The 14,627-nt window shown below is 72.3% G+C and carries 16 protein-coding genes; 8 read left to right on the plus strand and 8 right to left on the minus strand.

Translation table 11 applies throughout. The features are described 5' to 3' along the window. Window positions 1-158: 158 nt before the first annotated feature. From ACWCPW_RS20070 to ACWCPW_RS20100, 7 genes are all read right to left on the minus strand, one after another. The gene (locus ACWCPW_RS20070) at window positions 159-1,538 is read right to left on the minus strand and encodes a cytochrome P450 (protein ID WP_449762921.1); all 1,380 of its coding nucleotides are present in this window, start codon (window positions 1,536-1,538) and stop codon (window positions 159-161) included. Further along, on the minus strand, window positions 1,535-2,155 hold the full coding sequence (locus ACWCPW_RS20075; RefSeq protein WP_449762922.1) for a GTP-binding protein: 621 nt from the start codon (window positions 2,153-2,155) through the stop codon (window positions 1,535-1,537). Before ACWCPW_RS20075 ends, ACWCPW_RS20070 begins: the two co-directional genes overlap by 4 nt. Then, window positions 2,136-2,486 carry a DUF742 domain-containing protein gene (locus ACWCPW_RS20080; protein ID WP_449762923.1) on the minus strand — a complete coding sequence of 117 codons (351 nt, stop codon included), beginning with the start codon at window positions 2,484-2,486 and terminating at the stop codon, window positions 2,136-2,138. Before ACWCPW_RS20080 ends, ACWCPW_RS20075 begins: the two co-directional genes overlap by 20 nt. Then, entirely contained in the window at window positions 2,483-2,869 is a 387-nt protein-coding gene (locus tag ACWCPW_RS20085; protein WP_449762924.1) for a roadblock/LC7 domain-containing protein, read from the minus strand. The genes ACWCPW_RS20080 and ACWCPW_RS20085 overlap by 4 nt, the downstream gene beginning before the upstream one ends. A gap of 17 nt (window positions 2,870-2,886) precedes the next feature. Beyond that, a complete protein-coding gene (locus ACWCPW_RS20090) occupies window positions 2,887-4,359 on the minus strand; it encodes a sensor histidine kinase (RefSeq protein WP_449762925.1) in 1,473 nt (490 codons plus the stop codon). Window positions 4,360-4,837: 478 nt separating this feature from the next. Further along, window positions 4,838-5,479, minus strand: a complete 642-nt coding sequence (locus tag ACWCPW_RS20095; protein ID WP_449762926.1) for a septum formation family protein — start codon at window positions 5,477-5,479, stop codon at window positions 4,838-4,840. 101 nt (window positions 5,480-5,580) lie between these two features. Continuing rightward, complete coding sequence (locus tag ACWCPW_RS20100) at window positions 5,581-6,180, minus strand: CGNR zinc finger domain-containing protein (protein ID WP_449762927.1); 600 nt, start codon at window positions 6,178-6,180, stop codon at window positions 5,581-5,583. A gap of 456 nt (window positions 6,181-6,636) precedes the next feature. Between ACWCPW_RS20100 and ACWCPW_RS20105 the strand changes: the two genes are divergently transcribed. Further along, the gene (locus ACWCPW_RS20105; RefSeq protein ID WP_449762928.1) at window positions 6,637-7,149 is read left to right on the plus strand and encodes a hypothetical protein; all 513 of its coding nucleotides are present in this window, start codon (window positions 6,637-6,639) and stop codon (window positions 7,147-7,149) included. A 60-nt stretch (window positions 7,150-7,209) separates the two neighbouring features. On the opposite strand, the gene ACWCPW_RS20110 is transcribed toward ACWCPW_RS20105, so the two are convergent. After that, a complete protein-coding gene (locus ACWCPW_RS20110; protein ID WP_449762929.1) occupies window positions 7,210-8,130 on the minus strand; it encodes an IclR family transcriptional regulator in 921 nt (306 codons plus the stop codon). Window positions 8,131-8,357: 227 nt separating this feature from the next. Between ACWCPW_RS20110 and ACWCPW_RS20115 the strand changes: the two genes are divergently transcribed. From ACWCPW_RS20115 to ACWCPW_RS20145, 7 genes are all read left to right on the plus strand, one after another. Continuing rightward, window positions 8,358-8,465, plus strand: a complete 108-nt coding sequence (locus ACWCPW_RS20115) for a putative leader peptide (RefSeq protein WP_395863859.1) — start codon at window positions 8,358-8,360, stop codon at window positions 8,463-8,465. A gap of 221 nt (window positions 8,466-8,686) precedes the next feature. Beyond that, window positions 8,687-9,832: an ABC transporter substrate-binding protein gene (locus ACWCPW_RS20120; RefSeq protein ID WP_449762930.1), complete on the plus strand. Its 1,146-nt coding sequence runs from the start codon at window positions 8,687-8,689 to the stop codon at window positions 9,830-9,832. Next, on the plus strand, window positions 9,825-10,871 hold the full coding sequence (locus ACWCPW_RS20125) for an ABC transporter substrate-binding protein (RefSeq protein ID WP_449762931.1): 1,047 nt from the start codon (window positions 9,825-9,827) through the stop codon (window positions 10,869-10,871). The genes ACWCPW_RS20120 and ACWCPW_RS20125 overlap by 8 nt, the downstream gene beginning before the upstream one ends. Beyond that, window positions 10,868-11,728, plus strand: a complete 861-nt coding sequence (locus tag ACWCPW_RS20130) for an ABC transporter permease (RefSeq protein ID WP_449762932.1) — start codon at window positions 10,868-10,870, stop codon at window positions 11,726-11,728. Before ACWCPW_RS20125 ends, ACWCPW_RS20130 begins: the two co-directional genes overlap by 4 nt. After that, window positions 11,725-12,576 carry an ABC transporter ATP-binding protein gene (locus ACWCPW_RS20135; protein ID WP_449762933.1) on the plus strand — a complete coding sequence of 284 codons (852 nt, stop codon included), beginning with the start codon at window positions 11,725-11,727 and terminating at the stop codon, window positions 12,574-12,576. Before ACWCPW_RS20130 ends, ACWCPW_RS20135 begins: the two co-directional genes overlap by 4 nt. Beyond that, window positions 12,577-13,491, plus strand: a complete 915-nt coding sequence (locus ACWCPW_RS20140) for an ABC transporter substrate-binding protein (RefSeq protein ID WP_449762934.1) — start codon at window positions 12,577-12,579, stop codon at window positions 13,489-13,491. It abuts the gene before it with no gap. Beyond that, window positions 13,488-14,567, plus strand: a complete 1,080-nt coding sequence (locus ACWCPW_RS20145) for an LLM class flavin-dependent oxidoreductase (RefSeq protein WP_449762935.1) — start codon at window positions 13,488-13,490, stop codon at window positions 14,565-14,567. The genes ACWCPW_RS20140 and ACWCPW_RS20145 overlap by 4 nt, the downstream gene beginning before the upstream one ends. Window positions 14,568-14,627: the final 60 nt, after the last annotated feature.

Consider the following 14,627-nt stretch of genomic DNA (forward strand, 5'->3'; position numbering starts at 1 on the left):
GGAGATGGCAGGTTGCCGAGTCGGCGCGGCTGATTCGCGGTGCCGGCTGGGTGGGTTCCGGGGTGTCCTCGAGCGCCGGACGGGCTGGTGGGGGTGCCCGTGCTCCGGTTGGAGGGGGTGGGGAGCGCCGGGGGGGGTGGGCCCCGGCGCTCCGGGGGTCAGCCGAAGAGCCATGTGGTGATGCGGGTCCACCAGGTGGTGGGGAGGGGTGGTACCGGGGGGTCGGGGGGTGTGGTGGGGCGGGGTGGGCGTGGGGGGCGGGTCCATTCGGTGGGTTTCACCAGGGGGACCGGGGTGAACTCGACCGGAAGGGACGTGAGGTAGCGGGCCCAGGTTGCCGCGTGCCAGGCGGGTGGGCGGTCCGGGTGGGCCAGGCGGATGTCGGGAAGCCGGCTGTTGAGGGTGTCGATCGCGGTGTCCGTGATCGCTCGGCCGATGTCCTGTCCCGGACACAGGTGCGCGCCGCCGCTGAACGCCAGGTGGGCGCGGTTGTTGTGGACCGGCACGGTGAGGTCGGTACGGATCTGCGGGTCGACGTTGCCGGCCATGACGCCGAGCACGAGGAGATCGCCGGCCTTGATCCGGCGCCCGCCCAACTCGGTGTCCACCAGCGCCCAACGGCCCGGGATCACCCACAACGGCGGTTCGTCCCACAGGACCTGTTCGACCGCGTCGGGCAGGGTCAACCGCGCGCCGGCCAGCGACGCGGCGAACCGGTCGTCGGTCAGGACCACCCGCAGCGTGTTCGCGATCAGCGCGATGGTCAGCTCGTTCGCCGCGACCATGACCAGCCGCAGGTGGTGCAGGACCTCGTCCTCGGACAGCTTGTTCGGGTGCTCGATCAGCCAGGACGGGAAGTCGGCGGCGGGCTCGGCACGTTTGCGGTCGGCCAGGTCGCGCAGCGTGCTCAGGATGAACTCGTTGCATTCGAGCGCGCGTTCGCCCTGCATCATCAGCTCGGCGCTGGCCTCGACCAGCCGTGGACCCATCGCGTCGGGCAGACCGTACAACTGCGCGATGACCAGCATCGGCAACTGTTGCGCGAACTGGGCGACCAGGTCGGCGTGGCCGTCCGCCGCGATCCGGTCGATCAGGTCGTGGGCGAGTCGCTGGACGTGCTTGCGGATGCCGCGTCGGTCGAACCGGTCCAGGCTCTCGGTGACCACGCTGCGCAGGCGTTGATGCTCGGCGCCGTCGCTGGACACGCAGTCCGGGCGGTACTCCATGATCGGCAGGATCGTGGCGTCCGGCGGGATCCGGCCCTCGCGCCAGTCACGCCAGTTGCGCGCGTCCCGGGAGAACCGGCTCGGTGTGCGCATGACCTCCAGGTTCTCCCGGTAGCCCAGCACCAGCCAGCCGGGAAAGTCGCCGTCGACCAGGATCGGCGCGACCGCACCGTACTCGGCGCGCAACCTCTCGTACGTGGCGCCGGGGTCCGCGATCGTCTCCGGTCCGTACAACCTCGTGATGCCCTCGGTGGCCGTCGCGCCCGCGTGCGCGGGGCAGCCGGGCGGCGGAACGGGGGGAGGAGCGGTCATTGCGTCTCCCGGTTCGTGGTGAGCGTGTAGAGGTATTGCATGAGGGCCATCAGGACGTCCCGACTGGAGCTGCGACTGCGCGCGTCGCAGTCGAGCATGGGTACCGACTCGTCCAGGTCGAGCGCGCCGCGCAGTTCGTCCATGGAGTGCACCGGCGATTCGGGGAACGTGTTGACCGCGACCACGAACGGCACGCCGCGATCCTCGAGCCGGCCCATCACGTCGAAGCACACCTCCAGGCGCCGGGTGTCGACCAGGACCACGGCGCCGAGCGCGCCGTCGAACAGGCCGTTCCACAGGAACCAGAAGCGCTCCTGCCCGGGAGTGCCGAACAGGTAGAGGACCAGGCGCTCGTTGAGGCTGATCCGGCCGAAGTCCATCGCCACGGTCGTGGTGGTCTTGGCCTCGATGCCCGCGAGGTCGTCGATGCCGACGCCCGCCTGGGTCATCGTCTCCTCGGTGGTGAGCGGCCGGATCTCGCTGACCGCGCCGACCAGTGTGGTCTTGCCGACGCCGAAGCCGCCGACGACGACGACCTTGACCGCGGCGGCGGCCGTCGCCGGCAGCATGTCCTCGGGGCGCGGCCCGGCGAGGGTCTCAGAGCCTTTGTAGTCCATGCATCACCGCCTTGAGCAGATCGATGTCGGGCAACGAGGCGGCCGGGATCGGTGCGCGCGCCTCGAGTTGATTCGTGGTCACCATGTCCGTCAGGACCAGCGTCAGCACGCTGGTCGGCAACCGCATGTGTGCGGAGATCTCGGCCATGGACAACGGCTGTTCACACATCCGCAGGATCGTCGCGAGCTCGGGGGACATCCCGCGCTCGGGCTCGTGCTTGGCCACGAACAGGGTGACGAGGTCCAACCGGTCCTGCGCATCCGGGTTTTCCCCGACCATGTACAGCCGCTCGGGGTGCGGGTCGCGCCGTGAGCGCCTCGGCACACTCACGGAAAGGCCCCGTCGTGGCGCGGAGGACTGGTCAGGTGTTCGCCGATCCGGATCACCAGGTCGCGCATCCGGTGGCCGAGCAGGCCGGTGTCCACCTGACCGTCGGCCAGCACCGCGAGATAGGCGCCCGCGCCGGCGGCCATCATGTAGAAGTAGCCGCCGTTGACCTCGATCACCACCAGCCGCATCCGGCCGTCGCCCTTGGGGAATTCGGACGCGACCGCGGCGGCGAGGCTCTGCAGGCCCGCGCACGCGGCGGCGAGCCGGTCGGCGGTGTCGGCCGCGGTGTTGTGCTGGGCCATGCGCAGGCCGTCGGCGGACAGCAGCACGATGTAGCGCGTGAACGGCACGCTCTTGGCCAGATCGGCCAGCATCCAGTCCATGTTCGGTCGGTACCCCGTCATCGATATCCCCCGTCGCCCCACGAATCGTCCCCGGTCTCGGATCGCCGTTCACTGGAGGGCAGTTCGCCGTTGATGCCACTGAGGAACGCGTCCAGACCGAGCCCCGGCGGCGGATCCTCGACGTTCGGTGCGGCGGCCGGCTTCGAAGCGTTCGCGCGGTGCCCGCCGCGCGTTCCCCCAGCGCGCGGCACCGTGCCCAGGTTGCGCCGGCGGCGCTGCGGGAGGCCGTTGGCACCCAGTTCGGTGCCGACCGGGGTGTCGGTCATCAGGTCGTGCAGGGACGGGAGTTCGTCCAGGTGCTGGAGGTGCTCCGGCATCGGGTACATCGGTGGCACGTTCGCGGTGATCTGGTCCTGCGGGATGACCACGACGGCGCGCACGCCGGAGTAGGCCGACGGGCGGAGCATCACCTTGAAGTTGTTGGCGTGCGCGAGCCTGCCCACCACGGTCAGGCCCAGGCGCGGGGTCTCGCCCAGGTCGCCCAGGTTGAGCGCGTCGCCGTCCAGGGACAGGATGCGCTCGGCGCGGCGGCGGGCCTCCTCGCTCAGGCCGACGCCGGCGTCCTCGATCTCGACCGCGATGCCGGTCTGCACCTCGACGGTGCTCAGGTGCACGGTGGTCGAGGGCGGCGAGTACCGGGTGGCGTTGTCGAGCAGTTCGGCGATCGCGTGGATCAGCGGCTCGACGTGCTGCGCGATGACCGCGACCTCGACGACGGAGTGCAGCTTGACCCGGCGGTAGTCCAGGATGCGCGACATCGCGCCGCGCAGCACGCTGTACATGCCGATGTCGGTTTCCCACTGGCGACCGGGGCGGGCGCCGCCGAGCACGGCGATGCTGTCCGCCATCCGGCCGATCAGCGCGTTGCCGTGGTCCAGGTGCAGGAGGTCGCGGAAGACGACCGGGTCGTCGCCGTGCCGGTCCTCCATGTCCCGCATGTCCTGGGCCTGTTGGTGGATGGTGGCCTGGACGCGGCGGGCGATGTTGACGAACGCGCGCTGGGCGGACTCGCGCATGTCCTCCTCGGCGCTGACGGTGTCGATCACCGAGCGGATCACGTTGCGGTGTGCGACCGCGAACTCGGTCGGGTCGTCCGGCTGCGGGGCGACCTTGCGCATCACCTCCGGTACCGGCTCGCCCATCTGCAGGCGGCCGATGGCCTCGGGGAGCAACTCCTCGGAGAGCCGGACCGTTTCCGCCTCCTGTGCGGCGAGGCGCCGGCGCAGGCCGACCTGTTGCTGCTGGAGTCGCAGGTGCAATTGCGTGATCGTGCGCCCGCGGCGGCCGGCCTCGGCGGCGCACACGGCGACGGCGACGGTCGCGAGTCCACCGCACAGGGCCACCGCGGGACGGGCCTGGGGGGAGACCGCGGCCACGGCCGCGGCCGCGCACACGGCTGTCACGAGGAGGGGGAGGACCCACGCGAGGGCCGGCCGTCGGCCTCCGGGGGACGATCCAGCGAGAACCATCGGCATCCTCGAAAAATGTCGGAATCGAATCGTGCGGGTGTCCTGCGGGGACCGCTCGGCGGGCTGTGCTCGGTCGCCGAGCGGGGTGCTCGGATGGGTCCCGTGCGGGAGGGGTCGCGCCCCGGCGGGCAGGGGAAGCACCGTCGCGGGCGCCAGGCTACGCGGACGCGTGGGGCGGATCGGGCGTGTGACGCACAAGCCCCTCGAACGGGTGAATCGATCGGGATCGGGACATCGCTTCGGCCGAAAGCGGTAGAGGGGCCGGGGTGTTGCCGCCGGACACGCGCGGCAGTGGCGGCCTGCGGTGGCGGGCTTCGAGCGGCGGCGGCGGCGTCGGCGGCGACGGCGGGTGGTCGCGGGTGCGCCGGGTACGCGAACGGCCCCGCCTCGCCCGAAGGGCGTGCGCGGGGCCGTGGGTGGAACCGGGCGGGCCTGGGTGGGCCCGTCGCCGGACGGCTGTCGGGGCCGCCCGTCGCGGCTACTTCAGGGGAGCCGTGAGCTTGACGTTGTCGTTGCGCTTGAGGAGGCAGGTCAGGTCGCGGTCGTTCTCGTTGATCCAACTGCCCGCGGTGGGACGCAGGGTGAGCTTGGACAACGGGAGGTCGCTGTTGCGGGCGGCGGCCGGGGTGACCAGTTCGGTGCACTTCTTGCCGGTGTCGTCCTGGAAGGTCATGCTCGTCGGCGACATGTTGGCCGGCAGGGTGAACTCCCCGACCACCTCGGCGTCGTGCGGCTTCGTGCAGGCGACGGTGGCGAGTTCCTCGCCCTTCTCCTCGACGCAGTCGCCCTTGTGCAGCTTGACCATCTTGACCTGGCCGGTGCGCTTGGTCGCGGTCCCGGACGGGGTGGCGCCACCGCCACCACCGCCGGTCGCGCTCGTCGACGGGTCGGACTTCGCCGGGAGGGTCGGCGCCGGCGGCATGGTGATCATCGGCGGCTTGGTCCCGGTGGGACTCGTCGAGCCCCCCTTGTCGTCCTTCTTGTCGTCCTTGCCGAGGCAGCCGGTGAGCAGGGCGGAGGCGACCAGGACGGCGGCCGAGGCCGCGGCCGCGCGGGTGCCGGCGCGACGACGGCGCGCGGGGGTGGGGGACAGCTCACCGGAGATCCGGGAAACGCGCATCGGAAATCGAAGCCTCTCGCTGGGAATCGCCCAGAGTCTTTCGGAGGCGGGTGTTCCGGTCTTCAGGGGCTTCCCTTATCTCTGGCCAATGCCCGCAATCCCTACCTCCGAGGCGGGTTCTTGGTGCGCTGGTAGTGCCGGGCCACCCGGGCGCGGTTGCCGCAGCCCGCGGAGCACCATTCGCGGCGCGGGTTGTTCCGGACGAAGTGCAGCACGCAGCCCGGGCCGTGACAGGACCTCAGCTCGGCCCGGTCGGGCCCGGTGACCAGGTCGATCGTGGCGTCGGCCAGCTCGGCCAGCACGGTGGCGATCGGCTCGGCCCGGGTGTGCGTGGTCGCGGTGGGCCAGGTCAGCTCGCGCCAGCGCGGCGCGGCGCGGGTGTACGCGTTCAGGCGGGCCACGGTGTCGGCGGCCGGCGCGGTGTCGGTCGTCGCGGCGCGCAGCAGGGCGGCGACGCACTCGCGCAGGTCCAGTGCCGCGGCCAGGTCCCGCGCGTCCACCGCGAGCAACGCGGCGTCGGACGGCGGTGCGGTCAGCCGCGGCGCGATGTCGCGCAGCCACGCGGCCAGGTGCTCCGGCTCGGTAAGTCCCTCGTGCGGCACGCCGCGTACCGCGTACCGGGTGTTGGCCAGCTCCACCGGGAGCGGCTCGCCGAGCAGGGGTGCGCCGCCGGCGTCGAGATCCGCGATTCGTGTGCTCACGAAACTAATGCTAGCGGGTGTCGCTATCCATGTGGATGTCCGTGCTTCGATGGCGCGTGGTCCGGCCCGGTCGTCGGGTGTCGGCCGCCTCGCAGTCGGTGGGCGTACGTCGCCGCGCATGGATGGGATGGTGTACGTGGTGTGATCGTCCCCGCACGCATTGTGTGGTGTGACGAGGCAGACATCCGCGACGGGAGTGGTGTCGGAAGGGTCGTTCGCGCGCTTTTGCGGGCTCGCGAGTGTGGTGGTTTGTGAGTTTTTTGGATGGATTGTCGACCACGAGTCGTGGACGGCGACCCCGGGGACGTGTCGACGGGGGCGGGGCAGGCCGCCTGTCGAGGGGTGGGGCCAGCCCCACCCAGAGAGGGAAGTGGGCACCATGGGGAATGTGTTGCGCGATCCCTAGGTTTGAACCAGACGGGCCGACAGGGCTCGCAGGGGGTCAAGGAGAGTCACGTGAACAACCGCAGCCGGGTCGCAGAGCAGGACACCACTCAGCCGTCGACGCCCGGTACGGTCGCCTCCTTCGCTCGCTTCGTGGTCTTCGGCGGCGGTACCGGACTGGCCTCCAGCGCCGCGCTCGTCGCCCTCTCCGGTCACCTGCCGATCGCCGCCGCCAACGCCGTGGTCACCGTGGCCGGCACGCTCCTGGCCACCGAGTTGCACAGCCGGTTCGCCTTCCGGGCCGGGCGCGCCGACCTCAAGGCGCACGCCCAGGCCGGTGGGTCGGCCGTGGTCGCCTACCTGTTCACCACGGCGGCCGTGCTGGGCCTGCACGCGGTCCAGGCCGCGCCGAGCATCATGGTCGAGCAGGGCACCTACCTGGTCGCGTCGGGCGTCGCCGGGCTGGCCCGGTTCGCCTTCCTGCGGTTCGCCGTGTTCGCGGCGCCGAAGGCGCGGTCGGCCGAGACCGTGACCACCACCCGCACCCGCGTGTTCGGCCGCGACGCGCTGGTCGCCGCCGCCTGACCGCCGCCCCCAAGCGCAGGGTCCGCCTCACGACTCCGGACCGGAGTCGTGAGGCGGACCCTATTCCGCGGGCAGCCCCGACTCGCGCAGTCGGCGTCGATGCGGCGGCAACAGCAGTACCTCCAGGGCGTCGGCGCACGCCTGGGCCCGGTCGCGGAACCACGGGATGCGCTCGTCGGTCATCACGGCGGGCGTGGACCGCACCGCCAGGGCCGCGTGCGCGTGGCCGGCCCGGTTCAGGATCGGCACCGCCAGGGTGCGTACGCCCGGGACGGACTCGCCGTCGTTGAGCGCGTAGCCGATCGCCCGGGCCGCCTGCAACTGGGCGCGCAACGCCACCGGGTCCACGATGGTGCGCTCGGTCTGCGGGGCCAGCGGCAGCAGCGGCTCCAGACCGCCGTCCGCCGGATCGGCCCAGGCCAGCAGCACCTTGCCCAGTGCGGTCGAGTGCAGTGGCCGGCGCAGGCCGAGGCCGGTGCCGGGCTGGACCGAACTGCCGACCAGGACCAGCGCGTGCCGACCGCTGCGGATGGCCAGGTCGGAGGTCGCCGAGGTGCGCCGGGACAACTGTTCCAACTCGGGCGCCGCGTGGTGCAGGCCGCGCTGGTGGTAGGCGAGCAGGCCGAGTTCGGCGACCACGGGACCCAGCCGGTAGCGGCTGGTGCGGTCGTCCTGATCGAGGAAGCCCGCGCCGACCAGGGTGCGGGCCAGGCGGTGCGCGGTGGACACCGACAGGTCCATCCGGCGGGCGATGTCCGACGCGCTCAGGTCGGTGCCGGTCGCCCGGAAGCAGTGCAGGATGCCCAGGGCGCGCTGGACGGCCTGCGCGCCGGACGGTGCGCGCGGTGTGGTCGGGTCGGGCGCGTCCGTGTGCGCTGCCCCGGCGTGTGTTGCCCCGGCGTGCGCCGCGCGGGTGCGCGCCGCATGTGTGTCCGCCGCGTTCATCTCCGCCGCGTTCGTGTCCGGCGCGGTTGCGTCCACTGGAACCCCCAACTCGCCGTTCGACAGGCGGTTTTCACCATACGGCAAGCCGATCGACCACTGTGTGCCACGATCCGCGCCGGAGAGCGCCAAGGTATCCCACATCATGGGAAGGTTTGATCGCGCGGCGCGGATCATGCCAGGATCCCCCCGATACACCTTTTGCCGCGCCCGGCGCTCCGCCGGGAGTGGCCGTGATCGACGAAGCAACCGAGAGGGAGGCCCGCGTGTCCGCAGACGCGTTGTACACCGCGCCGTCCTCCACCGCCCGCGCGCTGCTGACCAGCCGCCGGCACATCGACCTCGCGCGCGTCTCCAGCGCCGGCTGTCGCTGACCCACCCCGCACCGAACCCCGGTACGCCCGCGCCCGAACGATCGACCCGATCGACGTCCGGCGTTCGCGCGCTGCCTTGTCGCGATGCCGCTCACCCGTAGGTCCCGACCACGCGTGACCCGTTGCCCCCTGCCCGGACCGACGCGGTCCCGGGTCGATCCGCGCCGTGCCCGACCGGGCCGCGGACCCCCGCCGCCACCAACGCGAACGGAAGTATCGCCATGACCGCCGTGACCGGCGCCCGTCCGGACGAACTGTGGTTCACCCGCTGTCCCGTACCCACCGCCACCGGCATCGCCGCCGATCTGGGGCTGCTCGACGCCGAGTTCGCGGCCGAGGGCATCACCGTCCGCTCGCTGCAGGACGTCTCCGCCGATGTGGCCGCCGACCACCACTACACGCACGCGCTGCCCGGCCTCTTCCGCGAGGGCGGCAACGTGCCCGCGTTGTGGGCGCGTTCGCGAGGCGAGGCGACCCGGCTGGTCGGACTCACCTGGATCGAGGAGAGCCAGGCGATCCTGGTCCGCGCGGACAGCGGCATCAGCGCACCCGAGCACCTGCGCGGGCTGCGGCTGGCGATTCCCCGGCACGACATCGCGATCGACTTCTGGCGGGCGATGGCACTGCACGGCTTCGCCGGCGCACTGTCCCTGGCCGGCGCGACCTTGTCCGACGCGCGTCCGGTCGAGGTGCCCGCGGCGCACGGGATCGGCCAGTGGGAGGCCGAACTGGCCGCGCTGGGGCGCGGTGACGTGGACGCGGTGTACGTCAAGGGCGCGCTCGCCGTCGAGGCGGCCGCACGGCACGGCGCGGTCGTGGCGGTGGACCTGGACGCGGCGGCCGACCCGCGAGCGCGGATCAACAACGGGACGCCGCGGCCGATCACCGTGCACCGGGATCTGCTGGAGCGCCACCCGGAACTGGTCACCCGCTTCCTCGCGGTGCTGGTCGAGGCGGCCGACTGGGCGCCGGGGCATCCCGCCGAGGTGGCCCGGATCCTGGGCGCCGAGACCGGTGCGGGCGCGTTCGGAGTGGCCGGCGCGTACCGCGAACTCGGCCCGGACACGCTGCGGATCGACCTCTCCGCCGAGCGCCTGGACCTGCTCGCGCTCCAGGAGCGCTTCCTGCGCGGGCAGGGCTTCCTGGCCGAACCCGTGGACGTGCGCGCGTGGGCGGCCCCGGAGCCGCTGCGGGCCGCTCGCGAACTCGCGAACGCGCGAAGGGCGTCGGCCGCGGGCGCGCCGCGACCCGAGGACCCGACCCGCTCGATCGACACCGCGCCGTCGCCCGCCGGGCGCGCGCACCCCGAACAACCGCTCGACCCCGAACCGTCCCGGATATCCACGCTGGAGGCATCCCATGAGTAGCCGGCCCCCTCGCCGTCGCACCCGTCTGCTGTCCGCCGTCGCGCTCGCGACCGCGACACTGATCGCGCTGACCGGCTGCGGCTCCTCGTCGAAGGACGCCAAGGCGTCGTCGGCCGCGGGTGACACCAAGACCGGTATCACGCTGCGCGTCCCCGACCCGGGGAACAACGGCGTGCTCGCGCTCGGCAAGAAGGACGGTTCCCTGGACGCGGCGCTGGCCAAGGTCGGCGCCAAGGTCTCCTGGACCGGGAGCGCGGGCCCGTTCGCACCGGCCGCGCAGGCGATCAACGCCGGCCAACTCGACGTCGCGCTCGGCTCGATCACCTCCGCCGTCGCCGCGCTCGGCCAGAAGCCGAGCTTCAAGCTGTTCGGCGCCACCGCCCCCGACCTGGCGGGCGAGGGCATCCTGGTCAAGAGCGACTCGAAGATCCACTCGATCCGGGACCTCATCGGCAAGAAGGTGGCCTGCTCGCAGGGCGGCACCAGCGAATACCTGCTGCTCGCCGCACTCGAACAGGCGGGCATCCCGGCCGACAAGGTCGAGCGGGTCTACCTGCGCGCCGACCAGACCGCGCCGGTGTTCGCCGCCGGCCAGGTCGACGCGTGGGCCACCTGGGCCACCTACTCGGTGCCCGCGCTGGCCTCCGGCAACGCGCGCTTCCTCGCCGACGGCCGCGCGCTCGGCTCGGACAACTACTCGGTGTGGGCGGTGCGCAACGCGTTCGCGGACAAGCACCCCGAGGTGGTCAAGGCGTTCTACGCCTACCTGCACGAGGCCGGCGCCAAGGAGATCGCCGACCCCGCCGCGTACATCAACGTCTTCACCGACTCCGGCCCCACCGCCTACGGCGCCGAACCCAAGCGCATCCAGACCGACTTCACCCGGCAGGGCGCGACGGTCGAGCCGATCCGACCGGCCGACGTGGAACGCTTCGGCAAGGTCGCCCAGTTCTTCCTGAACCAGAAGGTCACCCCGAGCCTGGTCGACGTCAAGCCGCACCTGCTGGACGTGGCCTCCCTCGCGGGAGCCACCGGATGAGCGCGCCCACGCTGGTCAAGGCCGAACCCCGGGTACGCGAGTACCCCGGCCTGGTCACCCCGCGTCCGCGACTCCCGCGCCCGCGACCGCGCTTCCTCAGCCCCGCGCTGCGGGCGATCGGCCCGCTCGCGCTGGTCGGCGGCTGGGCCTGGGCCTCGCACAGCGGAGCGCTCAGCCCGGACCTGCTCGGCTCACCCGCCGACGTCTTCCGCGCGGCACGCGAGATGTGGGACAACGGCCAACTCCCGGACGCGCTCCGGGTCTCGCTGGGTCGGGCCGGTCTGGGCCTGGTGTTCGGGCTCACCATCGGCCTGGCCCTGGGCGTACTCACCGGATTCTCCCGGCTCGGTGAGGAACTCCTGGACTCCACCGTGCAGTTGTTGCGCACCGTGCCGTTCCTCGCGCTGGTCCCGCTGTTCATGGTGTGGTTCGGCATCGGCGAATCGGCCCGGGTGATCCTGATCGCGGTGGCCACCGCGTTCCCGATGTACGTCTCCGCCTCCGGCGGGGTGCGCAACGTGGACCGCAAGCTGGTCGAGGCGATGCGCAGCTTCGGCGTCGGCCGAATCGCACTGGTGCGCGAGGTGGTCCTGCCGGGCGCGCTGCCCGCGCTGCTCTCCGGGCTGCGGCTGTCCATGACGCTGAGCGTGATCGCGCTGATCGCGGCCGAGGAGATCAACTCCACGGCCGGGATCGGCTATCTGATGAGCCAGGCGCAGAGCTTCTCGCGTACCGACATCCTCACCGTCTGCATCCTGGTCTACGCGATCCTCGGCCTGCTCGCCGACGTCCTGGTGCGCATCCTGGAACGGGTGCTGATGCCTTGGCGCAACCAGGGGCAGGGGGCCGGCCGATGAGCACCGATCGCACCGGGTCCACCGCCGACGTCGCGGTACACATCCGGGGGCTGCGCCGGGTGTTCGGCACCCGCGCCGTTCTGGACGGCGTGCACCTTGACATCGCCCGCGGCGAGTTCGTCGCGCTGCTCGGCGCGAGCGGTACCGGCAAGACCACGCTGCTGCGCATCCTCGGCGCGCTCGATCGCAGCGACGGCGGCACGGTCCTGGTCCCCGAGGCCCGCACCATCGTCTTCCAGGAACCGCGACTGGTCCCGTCCAAGCGGGTGTTGGCCAATGTCGTGGTCGGCCTGCCGCGAGGTCGGGCCACCCGGGAGGTCGGCCTGCGCGCGCTGACCGAGGTCGGTCTGGAAGGGCATGCCCAGGCCTGGCCGGCGACCCTGTCCGGCGGTGAGGCGCAGCGCGTCGCGCTCGCCCGTGCACTGGTGCGCGAGCCGGAACTGCTGCTCCTGGACGAACCGTTCGCCGCGTTGGACGCGCTGACCCGGATGCGCATGCAGGACCTGGTCGGCGAGTTGTGCCGGGTGCATCGGCCCGCCGTGCTGCTGGTCACGCACGATGTGGAGGAGGCGATCCGGCTGGCCGACCGGGTCGCGGTGCTGCGGGACGGAAACCTGGTCACCGACGAGGTGGTCGCGGTGGACCGGCCGCGCGATCCCACCGATCCGGCGTTCGCGGCGCTGCGCCGGCGGTTGCTCGCCGATCTGGGTGTGCACACGCCGGATTCCGGATCCGCCGGGGCGTCCGTGCTCCCCGCTTCGGTCGGCCGCGGCTCGTCTTCCGCGTCTTCCGCGTTGTCCTTCTCCTCGTCCTCTTCCTCGTCCCCGTCTTCGACCGGAGTGATCTGAATGACCGTCACCATCGGTGTCCACGGCAGCAACCCGTCGTTGTACCTGCTCGCGCGGCTGGGCATCCTGGAGCGCGCGTTGGAGCCGCTGGGGGAGAGCGTGACCTGGGTGCCCGTGGAGGGCACCCGGGTGGGCGAACTGCTCGGCGACGGCACGATCGACTTCGGCGGGACCGGTTCGACGCCGCCGATCGTCGGCCAGGCGCAGGGCCACGACCTCGTCTACGTCGCGGTGTCCGCGCCGCGTCCCGGGCACGGCGCGTTGCTGGTCGCCGACGAGGGCCCGGTGCGCGCGCCGGTGGACCTCAAGGACGGCACGGTCGTGCTGAGCATCGGTTCGTGGCAGACCCACTTCGTGGCCAAGGCGCTCGCCGACGTCGGGCTGTCCTACCGGGACGACATCACGCCGGTGCGGCCGGCGGCGGGACAGGACCAGGCCGCGCGGCTGCGTTCCGGCGAGATCGCCGGCTGGGTCGCGCAGGGCCCCGAGCTGGTCGCCGCGCTGCGCGAGCCCGGGCTTCGGGTGCTGCACCGGGTCGGCGACGTGATCACCGACCGCTCGGTGTTCTTCGCGCGCCGCGCGTTCGCCGAGGACCGCGCGGAGGTGGCCGCGATCGTGGTGTCCGCGCTGCGCGAGGCCGACGAGTGGGCCGCGGCGCACCTCGACGAGGCGGCCGCTTTGCACGCGGCCGAGTTGCCGGGTGCGCGGGCGGACTGGGCCGAGGCGCTGGCGGCGCTGCCGTGGCGGCTGGAGCCGGTGCCTGCCTCGTTCATCGCCGAGCAGCAGGAGGCCGCGGACATCTTCGTGGCGAACGGGTTCATCGACCGGCCGATCACGGTCGCCGACGCGCAGGGCGCCGCGTTGGCGCCGCTGGTGGCCGAGGTGCTCGCGGCGCCGGACGGCGGTGCCCGATGAGTACCGAGGTGTTGTGGTACGTGATCCCGCGTGAGGGGCCGTATCCGTGGGAGCCCGCCGGCCGGCGTCCGGTCGACCTGGCCTACCTCCAGCAACTCGCGGGAGCGGTGGACCGGTTGGGGTTCAGTGGCGCGTTGCTGGCGACCGACCTGTACGACGTGTGGTCGCTGGGCAGCGTGGTGGCCGCGGCGGCGCCGACGTTCCGACCGCTGCTCGCGGTGCATCCCGGGCTGATCGCGCCGACGTTGCTGGCCAAGATGGCGCTGAGCTTCGAGGCGCTGTTCGGCGCGGGGCGGCTGCGGTTCAACGTGGTCAACGGCTCGACCGAGGGCCTGCGCGAGTACGGGCTGCATCTGGAGCACGACGAGCGCTACGAACTCAGCGCCGAGTACTGGTCGATCGTCCGGCGGCTGACCTCGGGCGAGGTGTTCGACCACAAGGGGAAGTTCTACGACCTGCGGCAGGCGGGTGCGGGGCTGCGCGAGTTGCACCGGGACGGCGGGCACGTCCCGATGTGGTTCGGCGGTTCGTCCCCGGCCGGCATCGAGATGGCCGCGGAGCACGTCGACGTCTACCTGACCTGGGGCGAACCACCGCACCTGCTCCGGGAGAAGCTGGAGCGGGTCCGCGAGCGGGCCGCCGCGCACGGGCGTTCGTTGCGGATCGGACTGCGGCTGCACCTGATCGTGCGGGACAGCGAGAACGAGGCGTGGGCGGCGGCCGATCGGCTGCTCGAGGTGACCAGCCACGCCACCTACGCGAGGCAGTTGGGCCAGGCGGCGGACGCGGACGGGGTCGGCTGGGAACGGCAGTTCCGCCAGCACGGCGGCCGGGTCCCGGCTCGGGCACGGGAGTTGGAGGTGTACCCCAACCTGTGGCCCGGGATGGGGTTGTTCCGGCCCGGGCCCGGGACGGCGGTGGTCGGTTCCACGGCTCAGGTGATCGAGCGGTTGCAGGAGTTCGAGGCGATGGGTGTGGACACGTTCATCCTGTCCGGCAACCCGTTGCTGGAGGAGGCGTACCGGATCGGCGAGACGGTGCTGCCGGCGCTGGGGGTGCGGCCTCGGGCGGGGTGAGCGCCGACGGTTCGGGCGTACGACGGGGCCCTCCGCAACGGAAGACCCCGTCGTACCGCT

The sequence above is a fragment of the Embleya sp. NPDC001921 genome, from assembly GCF_053594475.1.

Excerpts from the sequence above, each read along its gene's own strand:
- ACWCPW_RS20130 (WP_449762932.1), top strand. The coding sequence starts at position 10,868 with ATGAGCGCGCCCACGCTGGTCAAGGCCGAACCCCGGGTACGCGAGTAC.
- ACWCPW_RS20085 (WP_449762924.1), bottom strand. The coding sequence starts at position 2,869 with ATGGACTGGATGCTGGCCGATCTGGCCAAGAGCGTGCCGTTCACGCGC.
- ACWCPW_RS20095 (WP_449762926.1), bottom strand. The coding sequence starts at position 5,479 with ATGCGCGTTTCCCGGATCTCCGGTGAGCTGTCCCCCACCCCCGCGCGC.
- ACWCPW_RS20090 (WP_449762925.1), bottom strand. The coding sequence starts at position 4,359 with ATGGTTCTCGCTGGATCGTCCCCCGGAGGCCGACGGCCGGCCCTCGCG.
- ACWCPW_RS20120 (WP_449762930.1), top strand. The coding sequence starts at position 8,687 with ATGACCGCCGTGACCGGCGCCCGTCCGGACGAACTGTGGTTCACCCGC.
- ACWCPW_RS20075 (WP_449762922.1), bottom strand. The coding sequence starts at position 2,155 with ATGGACTACAAAGGCTCTGAGACCCTCGCCGGGCCGCGCCCCGAGGAC.
- ACWCPW_RS20145 (WP_449762935.1), top strand. The coding sequence starts at position 13,488 with ATGAGTACCGAGGTGTTGTGGTACGTGATCCCGCGTGAGGGGCCGTAT.
- ACWCPW_RS20135 (WP_449762933.1), top strand. The coding sequence starts at position 11,725 with ATGAGCACCGATCGCACCGGGTCCACCGCCGACGTCGCGGTACACATC.
- ACWCPW_RS20125 (WP_449762931.1), top strand. The coding sequence starts at position 9,825 with ATGAGTAGCCGGCCCCCTCGCCGTCGCACCCGTCTGCTGTCCGCCGTC.
- ACWCPW_RS20070 (WP_449762921.1), bottom strand. The coding sequence starts at position 1,538 with ATGACCGCTCCTCCCCCCGTTCCGCCGCCCGGCTGCCCCGCGCACGCG.
- ACWCPW_RS20140 (WP_449762934.1), top strand. The coding sequence starts at position 12,577 with ATGACCGTCACCATCGGTGTCCACGGCAGCAACCCGTCGTTGTACCTG.